Here is a 25591-nt window from a genome sequence, read left to right on the forward strand (position 1 = left end):
TTGACCGTACAGGATATCCTGGCTCAGCTCTGAGCCAATAAATTAAGCAGGTAATTATGGTCCCGTTTGTAGTATTGATCACCGTTTTGGTGTGTTTTGTCGGTTACGGGCTCTGGCCACTGGCGCTCAGTGTACTGGGCTACCTGGTATCTGAGCAGTCGCTGGATGCCATGGTGCTGATGTTGTTTTGGTTAAGCATGGTATTTATTCAGTTTGTGGCGATGTGGCACATTGCAAAGAAAAAGCCCAGCGGACGTAAGTTCTTTTTTTACACCGTATGGATTTGTGTCTTTGTGCAGGGGGCTGACTTGTTATTAGCAAGCGAGGATGAGGTGCCCCTGTGGCCGCTGGCGGACTTGTTTATCTACCCGGCGTTAGCGATGTGGGTATTGTATGCCAGTGACGCAAAACAGTATTTTGAACAGTAGCACTGAGAGTAAAAGCATGAGTAAATGTGGTAAATGTGACAGCGATATTTCTTTTATGTCGGTACTAAATACACCGAATCCGTTCAAGCTAAAATGCGGTAGCTGTAAAGCGCCGATCGCGCTGAGTTTGGTGAGCGCGGGCATTGTCGCGGGTATCTTAATGGCGCTGATCAGTGCTATCTTATGGCACTTCTATGGCTCAGAAGGCTTCTGGATAAAGGTGGTGCTGCCAACAGTATTGATTGCAGAAGGCCTTTACTTCGCGGCCATCCGCACGGGCCTGGTAAAAGTAAAACCAGCACAAGCTGAATAAAAAACGGGAGCCAGTGGCTCCCGTTTTGTTGTGCACTTAGCTCAACTCAATTTTGTAAGTTGGTACGGGATTGACCTTTTTGCTCAGATGTCCAAGCAGCAGCCACCAGGCAAACAAAGCCGCCAGCATCAGTGCAATCCACATTACAGCCGAGGCCGGTGCCGTGCTCAGCTGTCCTATCTGGTAGACCAGGGTCGCCAGAATATAGGCAATCGAGGTTGTCCAGCCAATCACCACCCACATCCACTGACTGCCCGACTCGCGCTTAATAGCGCCCAGTACCGCCACACACGGCGTATAAAGTAAGATCAGCACCAGGTAGGCAAAGGCGCCGAGCTGACCATCAAACTGCGCCGCCATCGCACTCAGTAACTCGTTGCCCGCATCTGCGCCTTCTTCAACGGCACCCAGACCCAGTGGGTCACCGAGGTTGTTAAGCAAATCAACGGAATTATCCCACAGGGTCATCACCGCTTCGCTTGCGGCGTCTTTGAGAGACCAGTCACCGGGCTGTTCCTGCGCCCCTACGTACAGGGCATCCATGGTGCCAACAATGGCCTCTTTGGCAAATAAGCCGGTGACAATCCCCACGGTGGCCGGCCAGTTATCCTCTGCAATACCCAGCGGTGCAAACACCGGTGTAACCACCTGCGCAGCTTTAGAGAGCAAAGAGGCGTCGCTGTTTTCATGACCAAAACTGCCATCTGTACCAATGGAGTTGATCATGCTCAGCAGCGCGACCACGAATACGATGGTTTTACCGGCACGGGTGATAAAGCTACGCAAACGCTGCCAGGTGGTCATCAGCAGGTTGCGCCAGACAGGTAAATGATAGGCGGGCATTTCAATAAAAGAAGGGACTTTCTCCTGCTTAAAGACGCGCTTTCTGAACAAATAGCCGGAGCCCACCGCCACCAGAATACCAAACACATACAGGGCAAAGACGATATTAGCGCCATTGACTGGGAAAAAGGCGGCAGCAAACAAAGCGTATACAGTTAAGCGGGCACCACAGGACATGAAAGGTGCCATGATCACCGTGAGCAGGCGATCCGACTCGCGGCTCATGGTGCGGGCACTCATCACCGCCGGGACGTTACAGCCAAAGCCCACAATCAACGGCACAAAAGCGTTGCCCGGCAATCCGATGGAGGACATTAGACGGTCGATCACAAAGGCGGCGCGTGACAGGTAACCACTGTCCTCCAGAATAGACAAACAAAAATACAGCACCGCTATTACCGGAATAAAGGTCGCAACCAGCTGCAAGCCGGCCCCGAAGCCGTCACCCAGCAATACACCTAACCACTGGGGCGCCCCCAGATTGGCCAACAACAGCTTAGTGCCGTCAATAAAAATAGCGCCGACCAGAATGTCGAAAAAGTCGATAAAAACGGCCCCGAAGTTCACGGCAATGGTAAACATCAGGTACATCATAAACAGGAAGATAGGAACGCCCAGCCAGCGGTTAAGCACCAGTTTGTCGAGCGACGTGGTGAAATCAGAGCGAGTCTGCGACATGATGCTGACGCCATTGCTCAGCGTTTTGACGTTTTGATAGCGTTTAATAGTGTCTTCGTTGCTGAGATCCGGCCCCGTATCTTGCTGCTTGCGTGTAGTAGCTTGCGCAGTTTTCAGGTGATTATTCAGCGCGTCGGTCAGTAGCGTCAACCCTTCACCGGTTGAACCCACCATAGCGATCACGGGCGTATCAAGGCGTTGCGCCAACAGCTCAAGGTTAAGCTCCTTACCTTGCTGACGCGCTACATCGGTCATGTTGGCAACCACAATGACGGGCGTGCCCGTTTCCTGCATCTGTGTGGTCAGGACGAGGTTGCGTTCAAGGTTGGCACAGTCGACCACATTGATGATTAGATCGGCATCCTGAGCGCGAATATAGTCAATGGCGATTTGTTCATCCTGGCCCGGATCAATCTGTGCCATGCTGTACAGGCCCGGTAAGTCAATTAACTCAACCTGCTGGCCCTGTAATGTTAGTTCGCCGCTTTTGCGCTCGACAGTAACGCCGGGCCAGTTGCCGACCTTTTGTCTGGCACCTGTAAGACGGTTAAAGAGGGTAGTTTTACCACAGTTGGGGTTACCAACGAGGGCGATTCTCACGTTATCTTACTCCTTGAATTTAGCGGCTTAGCTGGATAAAACGCGCATCTGTTTTACGGATACTGATATAGGTGTTGCCAACCTTGGTCTGGATTGGGCAGCCCAGCGGGGCGACATTTAAGACTGAGATTGCCTCGCCGGGGATCAGGCCCAGTGCCATCACGCGGCTGATCAGGGCTGCATCCGGGTGTTCAATGCCTGCAATAATTGCTGTGTCGTTGGGTTTTAAATCTGCAAGTGTCATAGAGGTAATGCAAACCTTGATAAGAATTATTTATTATTAGGACGCTATGGTACCGCAACTTAAATGTCATAAACAAGCTGGCGAAGTAAAAGAGGAGAGTTATTTTGAGGATTGATAAAGTTATATATTTTAGGTAGTTACGTATATTAAAGGAATGTCACCAGAGTGTGGTGGGGCGCTTCATATTGTTTGCACATTGTTTGCCATCTGTTTGCACATTGTCTCGTTAGGCTGATGATCACAGGCCTAACAGCAACGGAGACAGGCAATGGACTCAAAGCACACGATAAAACAACCCGGCGCACTGAATGTACTGACCGCGATTATGACTGCAGCGCTGCTTGGCGCATGCGGCTCTGGTGGTTCACAGACGCCAGCGGCCACCAGTCAAAACGCTCAGTCAGTCGCTGCAGATGAGACAAGCACGAGTCAGGAAAATGAGAGCCCTGATGGGGCTTCAGATAATGTTGACTCTGATACACACAGCAGTGATGGTGACACCGCGCCGGACTCAGAGGATGAAGATAAAAATGAGGGGGATGCTCAGACGGGACCGGGCGAGGGCGACGGTGAGGAAACCCCGGATCAACACAATACGCTACCTGGTTGGATCCTTAACGCTGATGGTGCAACTGCCGCTGTTATGCTGGATGGGGAGGGACAGCTTGCTCAGGTTAATGTGCAGACAGTGAGCGCGCAGGAGCAATCCGGGCAACATTATACCGTGGTCACTGCATCAGGTATCCCTGATTATCAGGTGACAGTTGATCAGGAGATGCTGTCAAGTTTATCCTCCCGGCCCAGAGCCGCGTCGGATTTTGCCACCGGCTCGCCGCAAGTTGCGATTGGTGATGTGGTCGAGTTCGGTCAGGATATCGGCTATAACAGTAACAGCAGCTGTGCACTGGATGCCGGACAGGGCTATTGGCCGCCCGGACCGGTCTGCCCTGAAGTGATGGATAAAACCGGTACGTTTCCAAATCAGCCCACACAGAACACTGAGAGGTGTGAAACGGGTTTAGGCACAGTCGGGTTTTGGGTCAATGGTACCTCAGTGTATAACTGGGGCGATGGTCATAGCTACAACAATGAAAGGGTATGGCAAACGCTGGCACCGGTTGCTGAACAATATGACGTGGATATGTGTGGCGGTCATGCTGCACAAGGTGACTATCACCACCACTATTATTCGTCCTGCCTGGCCGACATGGTCGGTGACACAGGTGCCGGACACTCTCCTGTTTATGGATATGCCGCGGATGGTTACGCCATATACGGCCCGTGGGAGTCTGAAGGGGAATTAGCTATCAGTAGCTGGGAAGTCCGTGACTATCGCGCCAATACACCGACAGGATGCAGCGATGGCGCACGTAGTTGTGTGCTTAATGACCAATATGATGTCAGCCAGGGCACACGCAACGTTGCCAGTGGACCGGGTTTTGATACTGTGGTGCGCACTTTATCGCGCAATGAGCTGGTGGCCGAAAATGGTTACTTCAAAGAAGACTTTTACTGGAACAGTGCGCTGAGCGCGCAGGGGGGCAATTATCTTGACCAATACAATGGTCATTATGATGAGGCGCGCGGTTATCATTATCATGTAACGGCCCGCAATGATAACGGTAAGCTAACCCCCACATTTCCATACACCATTGGTGATAGATTTGCCGGTGAATTACAAAGTAATGCGTTAACCAGTTGTGGTGGCAGAGGACCCGGCGGTCCGGGTCGTGAATAGGAGTAACATAATGAAAATATTCGCTACTTTAATTGCACTTGGCCTGTTTTTCACCACCATGACGGCGTACGCTGATAAAGACATTCACCAGCACAAAAGCCTGGAAATTGAGCAGCAAAGCCTGCTGCCCCGGGTTGCTCTGACCGTCGTACGGGATGAATCTGATGGTCTCAACCTGAGCATTGACATCGTCAACTATGTGCTTAACTCGCCCGCAGTGGCGGAAAACGTACAACAGAGTCTGACAGGTCATGCGCACTTATTCATTAATGGCGAGAAAAAGATGCGCGTTTATGGTCAATATGTACATCTGCCTGCAAGCTGGTTTAAGGCAGGAGTTAACCAGATCGCGGTATCGCTAAATAGCCATCAACATGAGAACTGGACCTGGAAGGGCAATACCGTGATGGGATCAGTGTTTATCGATCTGGCTGACCCCCAGCTGGTACTGCATCAGTTTTCTTCTCAGCCGTTGCTCAGCCATCATCACCATTGATCAAAGCCGCTGGCTACATTGCAGTGGCCAGCGTTTAAAAGGTCTCTTTGAGCAAGTTAAGCATATCCTCCACCGACAGCTTACTGGCCTGCTCGTTGCCTGCCAGCAATTGATCAGCCAGATCGCGTTTATGCTGGTGTAGCGCCACAATTTTTTCTTCTATGGTGTTTTTGGCGATGAGGCGATAAATGGTCACCGGGCGCTGCTGGCCCATGCGATGTGCTCTGTCTGAGGCCTGCGCTTCAACCGCCGGATTCCACCAAGGGTCCATATGGATCACATAGTCTGCGGCGGTCAGGTTCAGCCCCGAGCCACCGGCTTTAAGGCTGATCAAAAACACCTCGCCATTACCACGCTGAAAGGCATTGACCCGCTCCTGGCGTTGCGCGGCTGGTGTACTGCCGTCCAGATACTGGTAGGTCACTCCGCGTTGCTCAAGAAGCGTTTTGATGATCTGCAGATGGCCCACGAATTGGCTGAAGATCAGCGCCTTATGGTTATTCTGCCGTAATTCGTCAAGCAGCTCACTGAGGGCATCCAGCTTACTGCTGGGCAGCGTGCTTTCACTCATCACTAGTTTAGGGTGACAACAGGCCTGGCGCAGCTTAGTCAGCTCTGCGAGCATTTTAATGCGCTGCTCTGCCGCCGAGCTGGTGCTGGCAGACTCAGTGATCTGATCGATTGCATGTTGTCGCAGCGCCTCGTAAAAGGCCATTTCGTCATCACTGAGTGAGACGGTGAGGTTAATTTCGGTTTTCTCTGGTAGCTCGGTGAGTACCTGGCTTTTCAGACGCCGCAAAATAAAGGGTTTCACCAGTTGTTTAAGGCTTTGACGTGCTTTGTGCGCCGCCAGTTTATCCTGCTCGGCATTTTCCATTGGCTGAGCAAAGCGGGCATTAAAGCGCTTCAGGTTGCCGAGCAGGCCGGGGTTAACAAAGCGAAACAGTGACCACAATTCAGTGAGGTTATTTTCAATGGGCGTCCCTGTGGTGATCATTTTAAACTCACCTTTGAGCGCACAGGCTGCTACGGTGCGTTTTGCCAGTGGATTTTTCAGTGCCTGCGCTTCATCGGCGACAATGGTGTGCCAGTGTTTGCTTTTCAGCAGTTCAGCCTGACGTTGAAGCAGGCCATAACTGATGACCACACAATCGAATGGCCCTGCCTGTGCCAGCAGCTGTTCGCGCTCCTGGCTGCTACTGTGATCGCTGAACAGCGTCATGTTCAGCACCGGCGCAAACTTGCTCGCCTCTTGTTGCCAGTTAAAACACACTGAGGTCGGTGCGATGATAAGCGTTGGCCCTTCACTGGCACGCGCCAGGATCACGGCCAGTGCCTGCAGGGTTTTACCCAGTCCCATGTCATCAGCCAGACACGCCCCGGCGCCCCAGTGCGCCAGGCGCATGGCCCAGTCAAACCCGGCAAGTTGATAATCGCGCAGTTGCGCCTGCAAGGTGGAGGGGACACTGAGCGCCAGCGTATTGGCCTGGTGCATTTTTTTGCTTTGTTCTTCCCAGGCGGGCAGGGTTTTCATCCGCATACCTGTTGTTGCTTCGGCCACCAGACCGCTGGCAAGGGGATGGAACTGCCCCTGATCCGTGACTTCATTGAGTTTTGCGAGCTGACTACGCAGGTCCTGTGACAGGGCGAGAATTTGCTCGCCATCCAGGCTGACAAAGCGGCCGTTGCTGGTGGCCATCAGGCTGAGCAGTTTTTTCAGCTCGATCACCTGAGTATCGTCGACCTGTAGCTCACCGGTCACGTCAAACCACTGATTTTGCTTGGTCATTGCCAGCGCCAGATGCTGAGATTCAAGCGCTTTACTGAGGCGGAATTTTTTCCCTCGCGGCCAGCGCAGCCGCAGCGCAAATCCCGCTGGCGGCGCGCCAACACAGTGCTCGAGCTGCTCCAGGGCTTCCAGCGCCATTTCTGTGTCGTCCAGTTGCAGGCGATTATCTGCCATCGCCAAAAATGCCGGACAGTGCTCGTCCAGTAATTCGAGCAAGCCTTGCTCCTGCGCCAAATCTCGCCGAGTAGCGACGCGCTTGCCGTCAATTTCTGTGGTCAGGCTGGGGCTGCCAATACCGGGGTGCAACATTGGGCCCTGATCGCCAAAGGGCATACTGACGCAATGAAATTCGAGGCCGCCCTGATAAGGAGTGATATTGATCACCAGCTCTTCAGCAGCTTCCACTGTGGTGAGCCCGGTCTCGACGCCTTCAAGGTCGGACTGAATATTCAGCAGCGGGGCGATGGCAGTGATACTTGCGAGCAGCTTGGGCTTGGCGGTCTTAGGTACAACCAGGCCGCTCTCGCCGATGATCTCGGCAACTTGCAGGTGCTGGCGCGTGAACAGGGTAAAGCCGTAGCGGTGCCCCTGCAGCGGGTAAAAGGCGTACTCGCCGGCTCGGGTGTGTTCATCCAGCTGCAAGCGATAGTCTATGCCCTGTGGCAGGTTAGGTATTGAGATCAGCAGCTCGTCACCGTTGTCGCGGATCTGCAGTTCAGCCGGATATTCTGTCAGTTCAATTTCTCGACTAAAATCATCGCCCAGATAGAGGTTGTGGGCGCCAGCGGCCGCGCTAAGCGCACTTGCGCCTTCCAGTTCAAAGGTGCGACCACCGTAATAGCTGTGATTCTCGTACACCCGAATGGCTGCAATGATCTCTTTGTCTTTGTCGTTCAGATAGTCAAACTGCTCGGGCTCGTCGATCAAGCGTTTCAGCGCCACATTGCGGCCTTTACTCCAGCCATTTTTGCCGAGCTTTTGTTCGCGAGGTTTCAGGGTCAGTTCGAATCGTGATTGTTCAAGTTGCCAGATGAGCCGATGGCTTTGTGGCGACTTATCTGCAGGGGCTGTGGCAGCGGGCGACAGGTTTTGCAGCTTTTCCAGTGCCAGCTCCCAGTCGCTTTTTTGCTCCACCATAGCAGCAAAGTTAAGCACCAAACGCTGCGCTATGGGCGGGACCGGCGCCTGATTAAGTACCAGCAGATCTGCGCCCATACAGGCAAATAAAGGTTGCTGCATTGAGGTGAAGGTGGTGCAGGCCTCGCTGAGGCGACTAAGCCTGGCAGCATGCACATGGGCACCCGTCCAGTGGGTTGCAAGGGCAATCAGCAACTGCAACAGCGCAAAGTTAAAGGGCTGCGCTTTCCTGAGCACCTCATAATCTTGATACTGCTCGCTAAATGACTGGCCGTTATTAAGGCACTCGGCGAGATATTCCAGTAAGTTCAAAATGGCATAGTTAAAGGTAGGGGCTTTTCTGTCGGCGGATTCGGTGCGAACCAGCTCGCGAACGGTGCTAAACAGCTGAGGCTGCCCCTGACTTGCCTGGATCAGCACTGCCAGTTTATGGAACAGGCCCGGCAGGCCGCCCAGATATTGCTGTTTGCGGCGGGCAATTTTGTTTTTCGCCACAATGGCTTGTTCAAACAAAGTCAGTGCAGTTTGCTGATCCCCAGAGCACATGGCAACGATGGCACGCAGCTGAAGTGCATAACAACTGGTGTCGTTGCCAAGCGCAGAAATACACGCGTCCAGTTGTGCACGGTACAGATATTGCTCGGCCAGTAAGCAATGCAGCTGTTGATTGTCAGGCTGACGCTCGCACAGTTGCTCGATAAGCTTGAGTGCGGCAAAGTTGTTCTGACAGTCGCTTTGCAATGAATGAACCAATGTGGCACACGCCTGATAGAGCAACTGCGGTGGCAGCTCGGCCAGACGGTCGACGTCTGCTGGAAAAAACAAAGTGCTGATCAGTACCTGATTGGTATTATGGTCCAGATACTGTGGATTCTTGTGAAAAGACAGCAAAGCCGTGGCTTTGTCGTACTGGCCCAGTATCAGCAAGTCGCGGATAAAGCGCTGTTCGTCTGCAAAATCGCGCTCCCATTCATACAGGTTAATGATAGGCACGACTTGTTCGGCGCAATTGAGTGTGCTGATAAAGCGATCCTGACGCAGCGCGTTATAACACAGTGACACTTCTATGAGCGGTGCTACCCTGAGACCCTTTTGGTTGCTGATCAGCAATCCGGCTTCGACCAGCGCCGTTCTTTGCTCCGCCAGCATGCCCTGATTGAGAGCAGGCAGTTCATGCACCTGTGCGTCGACCAATAACTTCAGCAAGCGTTTGAGCCTGCTAATAGCAACCGGTTTGCCAATCAATGCCAGCACCTCCAGCATAATTTGCTGTTCGGCGGGCAATTGCGCGTAAAGTGTCAGAAGTTCCGTTATTTGTGTCTGGCTGAAAGGGGTATAGTGCATGCTCATAGACCTGTCAGGCCTTGCTCCGCAAGTTGTTGTTAATTGCGGAGCAAAGTAGCAGAAGCGACCGCTATGCTCAAGTCAATCTACTTTAGGATAAGGTGTAGTAGCGCTGTGTACCAGCTTCTTCCGAATGTGGCTGGCAAGGGACAAAACCGGCTTTTTCCAGCACTTTGATTGACGCTGGATTGTCCTCTGCAACGCCGGCATTGAGTATCACATTGGACTGAGCTGCTTGCAAATGCGCGACCAGCCCCTGTAATAGCTCACTGGCATAGCCCTGGCCCCAGTGTGCTTCGCCGATCAAATAACCCAGCTGTACCGTGTTGGCCGAAAAGTGCAGCATGACAAGGCCGATAAACTGTGCCTGTTTATTTTGCACTAGTAACAGCCCGCAGCGAGCGAGTTTGTCCGCCAGCCAGTCGGTCAGCTGCGCCGGAGTTTGCGGGCACTGTTGCCAGTCGTCGGGCAAAAAGTGCAAGGTTTTTGGGGTCAGCAGGTGCATGAGCTGATTGAACTGGGCCGGGCTGAGTTCATCAATTAGCCTGGACGCCGGGATGGCTTCCAGCCGGGCTGTACTGAATCTATGCGTTGTCATGCTGTTGCTCCTGTGTGCTTTGCGCTTGCGACATGCCGGCTTTAAATGTCTGGGTCAATTCGAAACCCTTTATGGCCGGTAATGCGAGTGCTTTGAGGGCCAGGCTGCCAACCATAATCAACAGTGCGGTGACCAGCGCATCCAGACTCATGGCCATGATTGTGCCAGCCAGACCGAATGTTTCCGTTAGCGCAGCCAGCTCAGGCAGAGTATAGACCCCGGTGAGCAGCTGCAGGGCTAAGGCAATCCAAAAGCCAAAGCAGTAAGGGCAATGCCAGGCTGAATACAAATAGGCCAGCGGGGCAGGTAAGCGCTCAACCAGCTTAGTGAACCAGGTGCCCCAGTCGGGTAATTTTTCCCACACAAGCACATGGATAGTCAAGCCCATTAAAACGAGTGAAAAAGTCATGCGTGTCTCCTGTAAATCGGTGTATTGTTTTATCTGTGTCTATTATTCCCAATAAAGCTTGGTGATGTTATGGTTGGTTTTTTGCATTAATCGGCTTATTTTAAGATTGTGGGTGGATCAAGATGACCAATCATGTTGCAGCCTGTGGTCAGATGAAAGTGGCCAGGCTGGCGCAGGAGCCACACGGCACACACAGTGAAAGTGTTTTGAGTTTTATCCGCTCGGGCTCGTTGGATATGTTACACGGGGAGACCTTCACGGCCACCGAGGGGATGTTTGTACTGGTGCCCGGCGGGATGCCACATACTTTGTTGTCGGGGTCCGACTTACACGTTCACTGGATGAGCTTTTGCCCGGATTGCCTGGGGCTTGAACCTGGCAGTACTTTATTGCAGCCTTTTCAGCAGGTGCGGCTCGGCGCTTTACCCGCATTAACCTTATCGGCCGAACGTATTGAATTTGTGCAGACCTTATATCAGCAATTTGAGCTGGCGCTTGCGCAATCGTTGCCGCTGGAAGTCATGAAAAGCTTTGTGTTTTTGTTGTTGCACGAAGTGTCACTGGCACTGCAACCTGTGAGTTGGCGTGCGGGTATGCATCCTAAAGTGGTTGCGGCACTGTCCTACATAGAAAGCCAGGGGTTACAGCCGGTGTCATTACAAAGTGTGGCCGACGCGGTGTTTGTCAGCGCACCCTATTTGGCAACTTTGTTTAAGCGTGAAACAGGGTATTCTGTGGGGCAGTGGCTGACTAAAAAGCGCCTTGGTGAGGCGTGTAACCGGCTAATGCATACCCACACACCCATTGCGGTTTTGGTCGAAGAGCTGGGCTGGTCTGATCCCACTCATTTTATTCGTCAGTTTAAAGCGGCTTACGGGGTGACACCTGCTCTGTGGCGCAGGCAGCACAACCACAAAGGTGAGGCGGATTGATAAGCTGGCAAAGTGTGTACTACGTCCAAATGCGATTCACGGAGCTAAATGACTGATCCTAAGTCTCTAATCCTTTTCAGATAAGCAGCACGCATGATAAGTTAGTCATATCATGTTAACGGGTGTTTATTTGTGCGCCTGCTATAATTGCAATCAAGACCGGAAAAGTCCGGTCCTGATTAAGCCGAAGAATCACTGTAATAGGTAAATATACTTTGTTTAAGGAAATTGAAGACCTGAGCGAGAGTCTGGTGCTAATTGTTGAAGACTCAATGCTGACGCAAAAAGTCATCTCATGCTTTTTAGAGGGGATTTGTTCGGTACAAATGGTGACATCCGGAGAAAAGGCGATTGAGTTTTGTCGTGCTACGCCACCGGATCTGATCCTGATGGACTGGGTGCTCGAAGGCATGTCCGGTGTTGAGGCCTGTAAACAGCTACAGGATATGGAAGGATTATCAGATATTCCGATTATTTTTGTGACCTCCAACATCAGCGAGCAGCAGCAGGACTTATGCTGGGATGCCGGCGCGGTCGACTTTATTCCTAAGCCCATCGTCGCCAAGACCCTGATCAACCGGGTAAAGACTCACCTGAAATACAAACAACAGGCCGATACTCTAAAGCGCTACTCTTATTACGATGGTCTGACCAAAGTGTTCAATCGTCGCTTTTTTGATATGGAAGGGGCACGTCAGTTTAAGCAAAGTGTTCGCCAGCAGCATACCTGCTCCGTGGTGATGCTGGATATTGACCACTTTAAAAAGTTTAACGACCGATACGGTCATCTTAACGGTGATGATGCGCTTAAAGCCGTTGCCAGTGCCATAGACGGTGAGATACGTCGGCCTATGGATGGGGTGTATCGCTATGGCGGTGAGGAGTTTGCGATTTTATTGCCAGACACTGAGCCTGACGGGGCGAAACAACTTGCTGATCAATTTGTTGCTGCGGTAAAAGCGCTGGGGATTGTGCATGAGGACTCTGACAGTGGTGTGGTGACCATCAGTGCCGGTGTGGCCAGCAATACTCGGGGTGAGTGTTACCAGGACCTGGAAGCGCTGATCGCTGCGGCAGACGAAGCGCTTTACAACGCCAAACATCAGGGGCGTAACCGGGCCTGTGTGGCAGAAAAAAAGGGCGCTTAGGCCCTTTTCATTTTATCCAATTGACGGCTGCTTAACCCGCCATATTATACAGCAGTGCAGAAACCGCTAAAATGCCGACCAGCAGGATAAAGTAGGTACCCAGGTGGTTGCGATACTGCTTAAGTGCCGGTACTTTAAAAATAGCAATGGTTGGCATGATGAACAGGATCATGGCAATAATCGGCCCAGAGATGGCGCCCATCATATCCAGAATGCTGGGGTTCATGACCGCACAGACCCAAATGGCGATAAACATCAGGCCAACACCTAGCTTATCAATCAAACCCACAGACAAAGACGACTGCTTGCTCAGCAGGCCATTAAAGCTCTCACGTGCGCCCAGGAAGTGGCCGAGGAAAGAAGAAGTAATGGCAATAAAGGCAACCAGCGGACCCAGCATGGCAATAAACGGATTGTCGTACACATTAGCAAGGTAAGACAGCACAGACACATTGGCCGCTTTGGCTTCGCGCATTTGCTCCGGGCTCAGTGACAGCACACATGAAAAAACAAACAGCAACACGAAGACAATCAGCATCAGCGAGGTATTACGCAAAATGGCTTCAGACTTGTGTGAGGCACCATTAGCATAGTGACGGCGCTGCGCATTGGCGAAGCTTGAAATGGCCGCAGCGTGGCTGAATGAAAAAACAATAATGGGTACAGATAACCACAGGGTTTCACTCAAGCCGGCGATATCCGGTGTTGTGACAACCGGCGCTTGCCAGTGCGGGATCAGATACAGTGACAGCATCAGCAGGATCCCAACCAGCGGGTAAACCAGCAGTGCAAAGGCACGCAACAGCAGTTTTTCGCCGCCCAGCATAATGGCAATCATGCCTGCGACCAGCAGAGCGGACAGCAATACCCGCGAAGGCGATGCCATTTCCAGCTGATTTACCATAAAGCTGTCTACGGTATTGGTCAGTCCGACGCCGTAGATTAATAAAATAGGGAAGATTGAGAAGAAATAGAGCAGGGAGATTAATCGGCCAGCGGTGGCACCAAAATGCTCTTCAACGACATCGGTAAAGTCACTATCTTTATTTTTTGAAGAAAGTACAAAGCGCGCCAGCCCACGGTGAGCCAGATAGGTCATTGGAAAGGCCAGCAATGCCATGATAGCCAACGGCCAAAATCCGCCAATACCTATATTGATAGGCAGAAACAAAATACCGGCGCCGACAGCCGTACCAAACAGGCTCAGTACCCAGTTAGTGTCGTGCTGTGTCCAGCGACCCCGACTGCTTTGGGTCATGTCAGTGGCAAGCGCCTCTGCTGACAGCCCTTCAGGGGTATTACTCATACTTGTTGTCCTATGATTAGAATTATATGCGCGCGGATAATATAAAAAATGTGGCCGATATGCATGCTTTCAGCGGTATTTGGGTTTAGAGCGACTAAATAGTCGGCAGGATTGGTGGTATTTTAGTCATTTTGACACCCCGTGGGGATGTTTTGGGGAGAAATTTGACTTTGTAACTTTAAGAGGTACGATTTGAGCTCGGAAAATAAGCTAGTATCATTATAAAGAACATAGTATTTTAGTCTCTATATCATGCCCGGTCATCAAACATCGTCATGTGTCGTGCCGTGATGATGACCAGGCTAGCAAGGTAAAATCTCGTTATGGAAATAATAAATCTTGATCCGCATCACCCGGAAGTGTCGCAGTTACTGAGAGACATAGATGAGTTGATGAATACATTGTATCCACCGAGCAGTAACCAGCTGATCCCGGCGGATGAGTTAGCTGCACCCGGTGTTTATTTTGTTGGCGCCCGCACAGAAACCGCTGTGGTGGGGTGCGGTGCATTAGTGCCACAAACGGCTGAGGACATCGACCAGACACGGTATGGCGAGCTGAAGCGTGTGTATGTTCAGCCACCTTATCGGGGACTTGGTGTGTCCAAGCGGATCATGCAGTCATTAATTGGCCACGCCAGGCAAGCTGGATTCAGGATACTGCGATTGGAAACCGGGATCCGCCAAACCGAGGCAATAGGCTTGTATGCTTCGCTGGGTTTTGTGCAACGAGACGCCTTTGGCAGCTACGAACCCGATCCCCTGAGTGTCTATATGGAGTTGACGCTAAAATAGGCTGCAATATCAATTGCACGCGACGCGCGACATTTTTGCTATACTCCCGCCATTCTTTTTTTGAGTTGTACAAAAAACATGTCCTTTGAATCTCTTGCCTTAGCGCCTGCCCTGTTAGAAGGGCTGAAGGCGCTTGACTTTACCACGCCGACCCCTGTTCAGGCGCAAAGTATTCCAGTGATCCTGGCAGGTCACGATCTGCTGGCATGTGCGCAAACGGGCACCGGCAAAACCGCCGCGTTTATGCTGCCGATTATGACGCGGCTACTCGAGCAACCTGGCTCAGGTGTGCGTGCTTTGATTTTGGCGCCAACCCGAGAGCTGGCACAACAGGTGACACAGCATGCCTGTGCCTATGCCGCTTGCACTGAGCTGGTAACTGTGTGTTTGCATGGCGGGTCGAATATTGGGCCTCAGGAAAAAGCACTGCGTGAAGGCGCTGACATTGTGGTTGCAACACCTGGCCGACTACTGGATCACCTGATCAAAGGCACATTAAATCTATCCGCGATAGAGTATCTGGTATTTGACGAAGCCGATCGTATGCTGGACATGGGCTTTATGGGCGAAATACGCCGCATTATGCGTAAAATGCCAGCCAGCCGACAAACATTGCTGTTTTCGGCCACCGTTGATGAGGCTATCTTCAATCAGGTCAAAGACTGGCTGAAGGAGCCCAAGCGCATAGGAATTGAAGTACAAAACCAGGCTGCTGAGCGGGTTGAGCAAATTTTCTATGCGGTGGATGAGGAGCGTAAACGAGAGTTGATCGCACATCTGATAGGCAAGCAAAACTGGCATCAGGTGCTCATCTTTACTCGTACCAAAAAGCAGGCCGATGAATACGCCAAAGAGCTGAATAAAGATGGCCTGAAAACCCAGGCGATCCACGGCGACAAATCCCAGGGGGCACGTAACAAGGCGCTGGCACAATTTAAGGACGGCGAAATTCGTGTGCTGGTCGCCACCGATGTGGCGGCACGGGGTATCGATATTCAGCAACTCAATTATGTGATCAATGCTGAATTACCCTATGTGGCGGAAGACTATGTCCATCGTATCGGGCGCACCGGCAGAGCCGGAGAAGCAGGCACAGCCATTTCCCTGGTCAGCATTGATGAACAATGGTTGCTGGAGGAGATTGAAGTGCTGCTGGATGAGCGCCTGACACCACAATGGCTGAGTGGCTATGAGCCCGACCTGACCCGGGAGCCTAAAAATGAGCGGCAAAACTCTACAAAGTCTCGCCGACAGCGCGACAAAAAGCGGGTACTGGGTCAACGTGGAAAGCGCAGGCGATAACGCATAAACACGCACGGTAATGCATCACATCATTTTGAAGAGGTTAAGTCATGACGCAAGCACAGTGGCATATTCATCAGGGCAGTATTGACGATATGCTGGTGGTTGAGCAGCAGATCCCGGAGTTCTCAAACCCCAAAACCCGCGAGCAAATCCTTCAGAGGCTGGCGGGGCGCACTTACCTGGCGTTGATAGTCAGCTGCAATGGCCAGCCGGTTGCTTACAAACTGGGGTTTGAGCAGGCACCAAAGCAGTTTTATAGTTGGCTGGGCGCCGTGATACCAGCGTATCGAGGGCAAGGGATGGCACGGGCTTTGTTACTTGAACAGGAGCGCTGGTGTCGAGAGCAGGGTATCAGTCACATTGAAGTGAAGACCATGAACCAATTTAAAACGATGCTGCAAATGCTGGTGAGCCATGACTACCATATTGCCGAGCTCACCCCTCCAGCAACGTCTTCGCAAACCTTGCTGGATGTTCAGATCCGATTTCGTAAGGCACTTTAATGCTTACGTGCATCAAAGTACTGATTGAGCCCTAAAGCCGCGAAGATAATCGCACTGCCCAGTCCTAAGCTGAACAGATCCGCAGTGCGATTCCAGATCAGGATATTCACCAGGATCCCGGCCGGGATCAACACATTGTTCATCACTGCCAGTGCGCCAACCGACACCAGGGTGACCCCTTTGTTCCAGACAAAATAGCCCAAAGCAGAAGCAACAAGGCCCAGATAAACCAGGATCCCCCATTGCTGAGCAGTTGCGGGTAATCGCGCTAAATCGCCAAACAGCGCAAAGCTGAACAAGGATACGACCAGCGCGCCAAGAAAGAAAAAGCCAAAGCACTGATGATGTACCAGCGTGTGCTGCTCAGCAAGGCGCTTGTACAGAACCTGACCCAAAGCAAAACACAGGTTGGCACCCTGAACAATTATAAAGCCCAGCCAGAAGTCCGGATTAGGCACCGTCAGACGGATCACCACAGCGCCCAGTGTGGCCAACAGTGCAACCAGCAAGTAGCGGGCATTAAATTGCCCTGCAAACACGTCATTGAGCAAAGTGATGTATACCGGCGTCATCACGGTAAACAACAGCACTTCTGGCACCGACAGGAATAAAAAGGCGTGATAATAAAAGCCATACATAGCGCCTATCTGAATAGCGCCAATTGTCATCAATCTTAGCATCACAGGGCGCGCCGTTTGTTGCCAGCGGATAAACGGCAAGAAAACCAGAGCTGCCAGCGCAATGCGGCTCAGAGCGGCAAACCAAAGATCGACCGATCCGGCCAGATATACGCCGATCAGGCTAAACGAAAACGCCCATACCAGGGTGATAAAAATCAGGTGATACATATCAGAGCAGTCAAAAGGTTCACAGGGTAGTCGCAATGATACCTCAGAGTGGCTTGATTTAACTAACAAAAACACCAATGGCCCAGGTGAGTCGGGCGCTGCAAGTGGTCTAACTGCTCTTAGCGGCTGATCACACGTAAACGAGATAGAATATAAATCATCGAAAATACCGAGTAAAATGAGCGTTATAATATGATTTTATTTTATAACCGCCACGCTACAATGGCCTTGTTTTCACATTTATCCCTTCATGATTACCCATGATGTGTATTAAGGCCGCTCTATGCGGCCTTTTTTTTGTCTGCATTTTTGCTAAACCAAAAATAACTTATATACAGGTGGCTGTGCTTTTTTGTCTCCAACAGGAAAAGGTTTGCTTGTCGCACCATTAAAGACAATAAGAGTACCGATGATCCAGGCGCAGCCATTGACTTAACTGTGTTAAGGGCGCAATTATCAACAAGACGAAAATAACCAATCGAAAATACCGAATTAAACAAACGCAATAATATGATTTTATTTTATAACTGCCACGCTACAATGGTCTTGTTTTCACATTTATCCCTTCATGATTACCCATGATGTGTGTTGAGGCCGCTTTATGCGGCCTTTTTTTTACCCTCATTGTCTGTTCAGCTGCGCCTAACCTGCCTACCTTTAAGATGATACTTTTCTGCGGGCGGTAACCTTACTGCCTGCGTCAACTGTAAAAGGAAAAAGGTATGCGTACAATTCCATTGCTGATGTCGGTTGTTTTATCTGTATTCTTGAGTGCCTGTGCATCTATGGGCCCGGGCGATGCCGCGCAAAAGCGCGCAGAAATCCAGAAAATGAAACGAGAGACGCTAACCAAGCTGTATAGCAAAAAACCGGATGTTCGCGCTCAGCTGAGCAATGCGCCGGGGTATGCGGTGTTTTCCAATGCAAATCTGAACATCATTTTTGTCGCCGCCGGTACGGGTTATGGCGTGGTGGAAGATAACACCTCGGGCAAATCAACGTACATGAATATGGCGGAGGGCGGTGTCGGGCTTGGCCTGGGCGCCAAAGATTATCGTATTGTGATGGTGTTTCACACCAAAGCCGCAATGAATCAGTTTGTCGAGTCGGGCTGGACGTTTGGGGGTAACGCCGATGCGGCGGCAAGAGCCGCAGACAAAGGGGCCTCGATCGAAGGAGAGGTCTATTATGGTGATGTGACGGTGTATACATTGACCGAAAGCGGCCTGGCATTGCAAGCGACCATCAAGGGCACCAAGTTCTGGCAAGACAAGGAACTCAACTAGCTCTCAGAATTTAGCCGGCCTTGCAGGCCGGCTGATAAATTTGCTTACCAATTGTCATATTTTCATGCCTGTTTTACCCCGTCCCTTTTACGCTACACTCAGAGAAAACACAGGCACAGGAGGTGGTATGATCTTAGTGATTGGTGCAAGCGGCGCAACGGGTAAGCTGGTTGTTGAGCAGCTGTTGCTGGCCCAGCAACAGGTCAGAGTATTGGTAAGACCAAACAGCGCACAGTTGGAGGTGTTCAGGGCTTACCCGCAACTGGATGTCAGAGTAGGCAATATTGCTGAATTCAGCAGCAGTGAACTGGACACGATGATAAAGGGGGTGACGGCGGTTATTTGTTGTCTTGGGCATCGGGCTACGTTTCAGGGCATATTTGGTCATCCTCGGCGTCTGGTCACAGATGCGGTCAATCATGTGTGTCAGGCCATCGTCAGAAATTACACTGACGTCCCGGTTAAATTTATCCTGATGAACAGCACCGGATGTCGTGATGAAGCAAAAAGTGAGCGCCCATCTTTGGCGCATCGCGCTGTGGTTGCATTACTGCGGGTATGCTTGCCACCTCATCCTGACAATGAAGCTGCGGCACGCACGTTGCGCGCGTATTCGAGCGCAGAAACGGGCGTTGACTGGATCATTGTTCGCCCGGATTCTCTGGTGAATGAGCCTGAGGTCACAGCCTACGAAGCGCATCCATCTCCACTACGCGACGCCATTTTTGATGCGGGAAAAACCAGTCGAGCCAATGTTGCTCACTTTATGTGTCAACTGGTGCTCGACCCACACTTGTGGCAGCAATGGCAGGGCCAGTCTCCCGTTCTTTATAATACCAAGTGCTAGTATTCGATTGTAGTTTTGTAATCGTAACGGAAACCGATGGAAATCGAGTCGAAGTCATCGCCATTGACGAACGACTTGTTCAGGTACTCAAGGTGCACTCTGAGTGCCTTAATTGGGCTCCATTCCAGCGTCACGTTGTAGCCATCAAAGCCCCCGGCAGCGGGATCTGAATCCTGATAACCGTCGTCAAAGTCAAAGTAACCGGTTTTAAGTTTATAGGCTTTGGCCAGTTGATAGGCGAATGACAGATCAAAGGTGTGTCCGCTGCGATCGGCGCCCGGAGCGCGTCTGTCATAGTTTTTGTCCTGATAGGCAACTGCTGCATAGAAGCGGGGAGTAAATTGATAAGCGAGCGAAGTCGCCCAGAGATTATTGTCCCCAAGCTGGATATCGTCTGCATAAACATCGTTTTGCTGATAAGTGATCGCAGCGTGTAAGTCATTGGCGTCATAGCTCAGGCCCACATTGACTAAGTCGTCAGAGTTACTGCCTGATTCACCATTAAACTGGGCCACCGCAACAAAGGTAAAAGGTCCGGGCGTGAGCCGGTAGCTGATCAGGTTATCAACAAAGAACAGACTCTCGGGGTCATAGGCAAACGGACTGTTCGCGTGATTGAAGATATCCACGTACTCAGCAATAAACAGATATTGTGCTGGTCGCTGTTTACCAATACCAAAACGCCCAACGGGGGTATTGAGCGCAGTATAGGCGCGCCGGGAGCGGCCAAAATTGCCTTCATTAGCAACATCAATGCTCCACTCGCCATGCAGCTCTGCACTCCAGTCCTGATCAAATTCGTGTGTTACCTTGAGCCCGGCATGAGATAAGGCATCGCGGACATCCCAGTTATCCTCGCCATTGGTTTCAAGTCGACCATAAGTAGGGCGCATGGTCGCATAGACATCCAGTTGGCGCTTTTCTTCTGCGGGTGGTGATTTTGCAGTTGTAGTTGCAGCTGGGGCCCGGGTTGTTTGTGCCTTGGCAGGTGCCGCTGCGCTGGCAGATTGCGTGTTTTGTGCCGGTTGTGCGGTAGCTGGATTTTGCCGCTCAAAGCGTGCTTTTAAGGCCTTAAGCTGAGCTTCGAGCGCTTCAATATCGGCCATGGTAACAGCACGTTCAGTGTTAGCATGGGCGCAAGTTAAAGGTACGCACAGGGCGACGAGGATGGCTTTAGTCACAGAGGAGATCGCGTGGTTCATAGCAAGTTACCAAATTTGTTGCGTTAGTTGCGATAAATCGAATTATAGACAACACTTTGGTAAAGGGTGATTTTATTTGGCCTAAATTATATGAAAATCCGCAGCAAATTCTCTTTGGCATCGGCGCTTCTTATCTTTGTGATCATACTGGTGATCAGCATTACCACTTACTGGCTGGTCAACAATTCCATGAATAAAAAAACCACGGCTTATGTGAGCGATTCCGCACAATTACTGGCCTTGGGCATAGACAACTGGCTGGCCGAAAAAGCGGCTTTGATAAGGTTGCTGCGCAGCCAGATTGAGGCCGATTTTAGCCCGGAACAGTTTCAAAAAGGGCTTGAATCACCGTATTTTAAAGAGGCTTTTTTACTGTCGTTTGGCACCTTGAGTAATGAGCCTATCTTGAGGTCAAACAATCCGAACCGACAAAACCCGCCGGATGTCGATTTTCGTGAGCGGGGGTGGTACAAGCTGGCCAGAGATAAAGGTAAAACCGTATTTACCAGCCCCTATACGGATGCCGCGACCGGTGAGCTATTGCTCTCAGTCGTAGCACCTATAAATGTTGCTGGCCAGTTTCGCGGCGCCATTGGCGGCGATCTCAGCCTGGATACCATCGCCAAAAGCGTTAACGCAGTTAACTTTGATGGTACGGGCTACGCCTTTTTAGTCGACAGCAAAGGGACCATCGTTTCTCACCAAAATGCCAAACTCAATGGCAAGCCACTCAGTGCTTTGTCACCTCAGTTGCATAAATCGGCAGAGCAAACCTTGTTGGAGGTGACGGTAAAAGGGGAAGCTAAGTTGCTGTACTTCTATCCTTTGTCTCAGCAATACGGTACCGACTGGTATCTGGCGGTTCTGCTCGACAAAGCGCTGGTATTTCGCGATTTGAGAGAGTTGTCTATGAGCACGCTGGTGCTGGCCGTGGTGGCCATTTTGCTGGGCGCATTTTTAAGTCGGGCGTTGGCAATCCAGCTACTTAAACCGTTGAAAGACCTTAACGATGCGATCACTAACATCGCCTCGGGCAGTGGCGACCTGACCCAGCGCGTACGCATTAAGCATCAGGATGAGTGCGGCAAGGTGGCGCAGGAGTTCAACCAGTTTTTGGGCTCTTTACACGCGCTGGTAACTGATGTGAAACAGCGGGCTGATATGGTGGTTGCCAGCTGTGATGAGGCCCGGACGTTGGCAAATCAGTCTAGCTCTCAGCTTACTGAGCAGGTACAGCATATTGAGGGGCTGGCAACGGCAATGCACGAAATGAGCACCACCTCTAGTGAAATTGCCGGCAGCGCGCAAAACGCGGCGATGTCTATAACCTCGGTCAACGAAAAAGCGGCTCAAGGTCAGCAAGTGTTCCAGAAAACACGGGGTGAGATCAGCGCCTTGGCGGATGAAATAAACACCTCACACGAAATGAGCACACAACTGGCGGAATACAGTCAGAGTATTGAAAATATCCTCTCCGTTATAAATGGTATTGCCGAGCAAACTAACTTGCTGGCGCTGAACGCCGCCATTGAAGCGGCTCGGGCAGGCGAGCAGGGTCGTGGTTTTGCTGTGGTTGCCGATGAAGTACGTTCACTGGCAACCAAAACACAAGAGTCGACCACCGAAATCAAGTCGATGATAGAGCAGATCCAGGCCTCGTCTATTCAGGTCCAAAGCGCCATGGGCAGTAGTCGCGATAAAACCTTGCTCTGTGTAGAGCAAACGGAGCAAGCCACGGGCATGCTTAATGAAATATCCGAGGCCGTGAAAGACATCATGGATCGCAATATTCAAATTGCAACGGCCATAGAAGAGCAAAGTGTGGTGATTGAGGAAATTAACAAAAACACCTCTAATATCAACGATATTAGCGTAGAAGTAGGGAGCTTTGCTATTCGTCAGTTCGAGTCGAGTAAAGTACTGGCGCAACATGCCCATGAGCAAGAAGGGCTGCTATCTAAATTCACGCTTTAGCTTAATTCACGCTTTTGCTTGGTTGCGGCAAGTTGTACACTTGCCGCATAGTCAATAAAACAAATGAGCCAATTTTGGACAACAAGAAACACATATGGGTAGATGCCGACGCGTGCCCTGTGGTGATCCGCGAAATTTTATTCCGTGCCGCAGCCAGAACCCAGATGCCAGTCACATTCGTTGCAAATCAGTATATTAAAACACCGCCGTCCCCTTATATTCATAAGCTACAAGTTAGCAGTGGTTTTGACGTTGCCGACAACGAAATTGTACGCCGTATGAACGCGGGGGATTTAGTGATCACCAGTGACATTCCGCTAGCGGCAGAGGCCATAGAGAAAGGCGGATTAGCGCTAAGCACGCGCGGTGAAGAATTTACCCGGGAAAACATTCGTTCCCGGCTGAACATTCGCGATTTTATGGATACCATGCGCAGCAGCGGTATGGTCAGTGGTGGCCCGCCTCCGCTGGGGCAGGCCGAAAAACAACAATTTGCCAACAGCCTCGACCGCTGGTTGCAACAAAACAAAGCCTAATCCCATCGACACCGACTCACTCCGAGCCGGTGTCGTTTGGTCCTTATGCCATATCGGCGTGCATTACTTTAGCCCACACATCAACAAAGTCTTGCACAAACTTCTCGCGGTTATCGTCCTGAGCATAAAATTCGGAATAACTGCGCAATACGGAGTTAGAGCCGAATACCAGGTCGACGCGCGTTGCCGTCCACGCCACCTCGCCACTGTTGCGGTCAATCAATTGATAAGTGTGCTCGTCCTTAGGTTGCCACTGGTACTGCATGTCGGTCAGCGTGACAAAAAAGTCGTTGCTTAACACTTCAGGCCGCTCTGTAAATACACCATGTTGCGTGGCGCCATGATTGGTGTTGAGTACACGCATGCCACCCAGCAGTGCCGTCATCTGCAGGGCTGTGAGTCCCAGCAACTGGGCCTTGTCCAGCATGAGCTCTTCCGGGCTCACCTGATAGGGCGCTTTTAACCAGTTACGAAACGCATCATGCAGCGGCTCCAGGACGGAAAATGCCTCGGTATCCGTTAACTCATCGGTGGCGTCGCCTCGTCCGGGCGTAAACGGCACCTGAATGTCAAAACCTGTCGCTTGTGCGGCCTGCTCAACAGCAAGGTTACCTGCCAGCACCAGGGTGTCTGCCAGACTGGCGTTGTGTTGCTCTGCGATGGGAGTGAGGGTGGCCAGCACTTTATTTAGTCGAGCCGGTTCGTTCCCGGGCCAATCCTTTTGCGGTGCCAGGCGAATACGCGCGCCGTTGGCACCACCACGCCGGTCTGAGCCGCGAAATGTTCTTGCACTGTCCCAGGCCGTCGCAACGCGCTCTGCAATACTCAGGTCGCAGGCCGCGATGGCTTGCCTGAGCGCCTGAAGGTCGTAGCTGGTATTACCCACCGGAACCGGATCTTGCCAGAGGCTGGTCTCTGTCGGCACGTCTGGTCCGATGTAACGTGACACCGGGCCCATATCGCGGTGCGTGAGTTTGAACCAGGCCTTGGCGAATACCTCGGAGAAATAATCCGGGTCATCATAAAAACGCTGCGAAATTTTACGGTACTCCGGGTCTACTTTCATCGCCATATCGGCATCGGTCATGATCGGGCTGTGGCGTTGTTGTGAGTCGGCAACATCCGGATATTTATCTTCTTCTTTTACATTGATGGGTTGCCACTGCCAGGCACCTGCCGGGCTCTTTTTCAGTTCCCACTCATAGTTGAGCAGTAAATGAAAATATCCGTTGTCCCAGCGGGTCGGCTGGCTTGTCCAGGCACCTTCCAGTCCACTGGTCACGGCATGTTTGCCAGTCGCGCCGTCATTGAGCCAGCCAAACCCCTGTGCTTCCAGATCAGCCCCTTCAGGCTCGGGGCCGAGCGCCTCTGCATCGCCATTACCATGGCATTTGCCAACCGTGTGTCCACCTGCGGTCAGTGCAACCGTCTCTTCATCATTCATTGCCATACGGGCAAATGTTGTGCGCACATCTTCGGCCGTTTTTTGCGGATCGGGCTGGCCGTCCACCCCTTCCGGGTTGACATAGATCAGGCCCATCATTACAGCGGCTAATGGATTGTGCAGCTCCCGCTCGCCGTGATAGCGACTGTTGTCGCTGTCACTGGTGGCTAGCCATTCAGATTCGGGACCCCAGTAAATGTCTTTCTCCGGATGCCAGATGTCTTCGCGGCCAAACGCAAATCCATAAGTTTTTAACCCCATAGACTCATACGCTATGGTGCCGGCGTAGGCTATCAGATCTGCCCAGCTCAGTCGGTTCCCGTATTTTTGTTTAATTGGCCAAAGCAGACGGCGCGCTTTATCGAGGTTGGTATTATCTGGCCATGAGTTGAGCGGTGCAAATCTCAGGTTTCCGGTGGCCGCACCCCCGCGGCCATCGGCTATCCGATATGTCCCGGCGGCATGCCAGGTCATGCGGATCATCAGTCCACCATAATGCCCCCAGTCAGCTGGCCACCAGGATTGGCTATCGGTCATCAGCGCATGCAGGTCTTGTTTGAGGGCGTCGAAGTCGAGTTGCTTTACCGCTTCGCGATAGCAAAAGTCTGGGTTCATTGGATCCGTTTTGCTGTCGTGTTGGTGCAGTATGTCGAGGTTCAGTGTTTTGGGCCACCACTTGGGCTGGGTCATTTGCTCTGTAGTGGGGCTGTTATGTAGTATCGGACAGGTACCAGGGCGGTCGTTTGCTTGCATTGCTGTGTCTCCTTTCAAGTCACGGCGTGTTGGATTGCGCTGATCAAATACGGCTGTTATCAGGCGACGGGCTATAAATTATAGTCAAAACATGGT

Annotated in this window: 22 protein-coding genes; 13 read left to right on the forward strand and 9 right to left on the reverse strand. The window is 51.5% G+C overall.

All coding sequences use genetic code 11. The annotated features are described in order from the left end of the window. The first annotated feature begins 56 nt into the window (after nt 1-56). Both TW77_RS17845 and TW77_RS17850 read left to right on the forward strand, forming a co-directional pair. Nucleotides 57-428 carry a hypothetical protein gene (locus TW77_RS17845; RefSeq protein ID WP_046006340.1) on the forward strand — a complete coding sequence of 124 codons (372 nt, stop codon included), beginning with the start codon at nt 57-59 and terminating at the stop codon, nt 426-428. Nucleotides 429-444: 16 nt separating this feature from the next. Further along, complete coding sequence (locus TW77_RS17850) at nt 445-741, forward strand: hypothetical protein (protein ID WP_046006341.1); 297 nt, start codon at nt 445-447, stop codon at nt 739-741. 36 nt (nt 742-777) lie between these two features. On the opposite strand, the gene feoB is transcribed toward TW77_RS17850, so the two are convergent. Beyond that, complete coding sequence (feoB, locus tag TW77_RS17855) at nt 778-2862, reverse strand: ferrous iron transport protein B (protein ID WP_046006342.1); 2085 nt, start codon at nt 2860-2862, stop codon at nt 778-780. Nucleotides 2863-2881: 19 nt separating this feature from the next. Next, nucleotides 2882-3106, reverse strand: a complete 225-nt coding sequence (locus TW77_RS17860; RefSeq protein WP_046006343.1) for a FeoA family protein — start codon at nt 3104-3106, stop codon at nt 2882-2884. 268 nt (nt 3107-3374) lie between these two features. On the opposite strand from TW77_RS17860, the gene TW77_RS17865 reads away from it, so the two are divergent. Together TW77_RS17865 and TW77_RS17870 are read left to right on the forward strand one after the other, a co-directional pair. Then, nucleotides 3375-4844 carry a YHYH protein gene (locus tag TW77_RS17865; protein ID WP_046006344.1) on the forward strand — a complete coding sequence of 490 codons (1470 nt, stop codon included), beginning with the start codon at nt 3375-3377 and terminating at the stop codon, nt 4842-4844. Nucleotides 4845-4854: 10 nt separating this feature from the next. Then, nucleotides 4855-5340: a hypothetical protein gene (locus TW77_RS17870; RefSeq protein ID WP_046006345.1), complete on the forward strand. Its 486-nt coding sequence runs from the start codon at nt 4855-4857 to the stop codon at nt 5338-5340. Nucleotides 5341-5374: 34 nt separating this feature from the next. On the opposite strand, the gene TW77_RS17875 is transcribed toward TW77_RS17870, so the two are convergent. The 3 genes from TW77_RS17875 to TW77_RS17885 form a co-directional block, all read right to left on the reverse strand. Next, on the reverse strand, nt 5375-9616 hold the full coding sequence (locus TW77_RS17875) for a DEAD/DEAH box helicase (RefSeq protein ID WP_046006346.1): 4242 nt from the start codon (nt 9614-9616) through the stop codon (nt 5375-5377). An 85-nt stretch (nt 9617-9701) separates the two neighbouring features. Further along, nucleotides 9702-10208, reverse strand: coding sequence for a GNAT family N-acetyltransferase (locus tag TW77_RS24420; protein WP_052713256.1), 507 nt, complete (start codon nt 10206-10208; stop codon nt 9702-9704). Beyond that, entirely contained in the window at nt 10195-10617 is a 423-nt protein-coding gene (locus TW77_RS17885) for a hypothetical protein (protein ID WP_046006347.1), read from the reverse strand. The genes TW77_RS24420 and TW77_RS17885 overlap by 14 nt, the downstream gene beginning before the upstream one ends. Before the next feature lie 122 nt (nt 10618-10739). Between TW77_RS17885 and TW77_RS17890 the strand changes: the two genes are divergently transcribed. Beyond that, a complete protein-coding gene (locus tag TW77_RS17890; RefSeq protein WP_046006348.1) occupies nt 10740-11549 on the forward strand; it encodes a helix-turn-helix domain-containing protein in 810 nt (269 codons plus the stop codon). Nucleotides 11550-11764: 215 nt separating this feature from the next. Further along, the gene (locus TW77_RS17895) at nt 11765-12697 is read left to right on the forward strand and encodes a GGDEF domain-containing response regulator (RefSeq protein ID WP_046006349.1); all 933 of its coding nucleotides are present in this window, start codon (nt 11765-11767) and stop codon (nt 12695-12697) included. Nucleotides 12698-12728: 31 nt separating this feature from the next. Here TW77_RS17895 and TW77_RS17900 read toward each other — a convergent pair whose 3' ends face one another. After that, nucleotides 12729-13955, reverse strand: coding sequence for an aromatic amino acid transport family protein (locus TW77_RS17900; RefSeq protein WP_156158705.1), 1227 nt, complete (start codon nt 13953-13955; stop codon nt 12729-12731). A 371-nt stretch (nt 13956-14326) separates the two neighbouring features. Here TW77_RS17900 and TW77_RS17905 point away from each other — a divergent pair, with 371 nt between their 5' ends. The 3 genes from TW77_RS17905 (at nt 14327) to TW77_RS17915 (ending at nt 16605) form a co-directional block, all read left to right on the forward strand. Beyond that, nucleotides 14327-14797 carry a GNAT family N-acetyltransferase gene (locus TW77_RS17905; protein WP_046006351.1) on the forward strand — a complete coding sequence of 157 codons (471 nt, stop codon included), beginning with the start codon at nt 14327-14329 and terminating at the stop codon, nt 14795-14797. A gap of 78 nt (nt 14798-14875) precedes the next feature. Next, nucleotides 14876-16099 (forward strand): DEAD/DEAH box helicase, encoded by a 1224-nt coding sequence (locus tag TW77_RS17910; RefSeq protein ID WP_046006352.1) that lies wholly within the window; start codon nt 14876-14878, stop codon nt 16097-16099. Nucleotides 16100-16149: 50 nt separating this feature from the next. Further along, nucleotides 16150-16605 (forward strand): GNAT family N-acetyltransferase, encoded by a 456-nt coding sequence (locus TW77_RS17915; RefSeq protein WP_046006353.1) that lies wholly within the window; start codon nt 16150-16152, stop codon nt 16603-16605. On the opposite strand, the gene TW77_RS17920 is transcribed toward TW77_RS17915, so the two are convergent. Next, nucleotides 16602-17453 carry an EamA family transporter gene (locus tag TW77_RS17920; RefSeq protein WP_046006354.1) on the reverse strand — a complete coding sequence of 284 codons (852 nt, stop codon included), beginning with the start codon at nt 17451-17453 and terminating at the stop codon, nt 16602-16604. The genes TW77_RS17915 and TW77_RS17920 overlap by 4 nt on opposite strands. 722 nt (nt 17454-18175) lie before the next feature. Between TW77_RS17920 and TW77_RS17925 the strand changes: the two genes are divergently transcribed. After that, nucleotides 18176-18739, forward strand: coding sequence for a YSC84-related protein (locus tag TW77_RS17925; protein WP_046006355.1), 564 nt, complete (start codon nt 18176-18178; stop codon nt 18737-18739). Between the two features lie 127 nt (nt 18740-18866). Next, entirely contained in the window at nt 18867-19586 is a 720-nt protein-coding gene (locus TW77_RS17930; protein ID WP_046006356.1) for an NAD(P)-dependent oxidoreductase, read from the forward strand. On the opposite strand, the gene TW77_RS17935 is transcribed toward TW77_RS17930, so the two are convergent. Then, nucleotides 19583-20788: a porin gene (locus tag TW77_RS17935; RefSeq protein ID WP_046006357.1), complete on the reverse strand. Its 1206-nt coding sequence runs from the start codon at nt 20786-20788 to the stop codon at nt 19583-19585. The two genes, TW77_RS17930 and TW77_RS17935, sit on opposite strands and share 4 nt — an antisense overlap. 90 nt (nt 20789-20878) lie before the next feature. On the opposite strand from TW77_RS17935, the gene TW77_RS17940 reads away from it, so the two are divergent. Beyond that, nucleotides 20879-22762 (forward strand): methyl-accepting chemotaxis protein, encoded by a 1884-nt coding sequence (locus tag TW77_RS17940; RefSeq protein ID WP_046006358.1) that lies wholly within the window; start codon nt 20879-20881, stop codon nt 22760-22762. Nucleotides 22763-22836: 74 nt separating this feature from the next. Next, a complete protein-coding gene (locus tag TW77_RS17945; protein WP_046006359.1) occupies nt 22837-23298 on the forward strand; it encodes a YaiI/YqxD family protein in 462 nt (153 codons plus the stop codon). Nucleotides 23299-23341: 43 nt separating this feature from the next. Here TW77_RS17945 and katG read toward each other — a convergent pair whose 3' ends face one another. Continuing rightward, nucleotides 23342-25495, reverse strand: coding sequence for a catalase/peroxidase HPI (gene katG, locus TW77_RS17950; RefSeq protein WP_046006360.1), 2154 nt, complete (start codon nt 25493-25495; stop codon nt 23342-23344). Nucleotides 25496-25591: the final 96 nt, after the last annotated feature.

It is taken from the genome of Pseudoalteromonas rubra, from assembly GCF_000967655.1.
Classification (GTDB): domain Bacteria; phylum Pseudomonadota; class Gammaproteobacteria; order Enterobacterales; family Alteromonadaceae; genus Pseudoalteromonas; species Pseudoalteromonas rubra_A.

Bases quoted from the DNA above. Each gene is read 5' to 3' on its own strand.
- TW77_RS17845 (WP_046006340.1), top strand. From the start codon at position 57: ATGGTCCCGTTTGTAGTATTGATCACCGTTTTGGTGTGTTTTGTCGGT.
- TW77_RS17850 (WP_046006341.1), top strand. From the start codon at position 445: ATGAGTAAATGTGGTAAATGTGACAGCGATATTTCTTTTATGTCGGTA.
- TW77_RS17860 (WP_046006343.1), bottom strand. From the start codon at position 3,106: ATGACACTTGCAGATTTAAAACCCAACGACACAGCAATTATTGCAGGC.
- TW77_RS17865 (WP_046006344.1), top strand. From the start codon at position 3,375: ATGGACTCAAAGCACACGATAAAACAACCCGGCGCACTGAATGTACTG.
- TW77_RS17870 (WP_046006345.1), top strand. From the start codon at position 4,855: ATGAAAATATTCGCTACTTTAATTGCACTTGGCCTGTTTTTCACCACC.
- TW77_RS17875 (WP_046006346.1), bottom strand. From the start codon at position 9,616: ATGAGCATGCACTATACCCCTTTCAGCCAGACACAAATAACGGAACTT.
- TW77_RS24420 (WP_052713256.1), bottom strand. From the start codon at position 10,208: ATGACAACGCATAGATTCAGTACAGCCCGGCTGGAAGCCATCCCGGCG.
- TW77_RS17885 (WP_046006347.1), bottom strand. From the start codon at position 10,617: ATGACTTTTTCACTCGTTTTAATGGGCTTGACTATCCATGTGCTTGTG.
- TW77_RS17890 (WP_046006348.1), top strand. From the start codon at position 10,740: ATGACCAATCATGTTGCAGCCTGTGGTCAGATGAAAGTGGCCAGGCTG.
- TW77_RS17900 (WP_156158705.1), bottom strand. From the start codon at position 13,955: ATGACCCAAAGCAGTCGGGGTCGCTGGACACAGCACGACACTAACTGG.
- TW77_RS17905 (WP_046006351.1), top strand. From the start codon at position 14,327: ATGGAAATAATAAATCTTGATCCGCATCACCCGGAAGTGTCGCAGTTA.
- TW77_RS17910 (WP_046006352.1), top strand. From the start codon at position 14,876: ATGTCCTTTGAATCTCTTGCCTTAGCGCCTGCCCTGTTAGAAGGGCTG.
- TW77_RS17915 (WP_046006353.1), top strand. From the start codon at position 16,150: ATGACGCAAGCACAGTGGCATATTCATCAGGGCAGTATTGACGATATG.
- TW77_RS17920 (WP_046006354.1), bottom strand. From the start codon at position 17,453: ATGTATCACCTGATTTTTATCACCCTGGTATGGGCGTTTTCGTTTAGC.
- TW77_RS17925 (WP_046006355.1), top strand. From the start codon at position 18,176: ATGCGTACAATTCCATTGCTGATGTCGGTTGTTTTATCTGTATTCTTG.
- TW77_RS17930 (WP_046006356.1), top strand. From the start codon at position 18,867: ATGATCTTAGTGATTGGTGCAAGCGGCGCAACGGGTAAGCTGGTTGTT.
- TW77_RS17935 (WP_046006357.1), bottom strand. From the start codon at position 20,788: ATGAACCACGCGATCTCCTCTGTGACTAAAGCCATCCTCGTCGCCCTG.
- TW77_RS17940 (WP_046006358.1), top strand. From the start codon at position 20,879: ATGAAAATCCGCAGCAAATTCTCTTTGGCATCGGCGCTTCTTATCTTT.
- katG (WP_046006360.1), bottom strand. From the start codon at position 25,495: ATGCAAGCAAACGACCGCCCTGGTACCTGTCCGATACTACATAACAGC.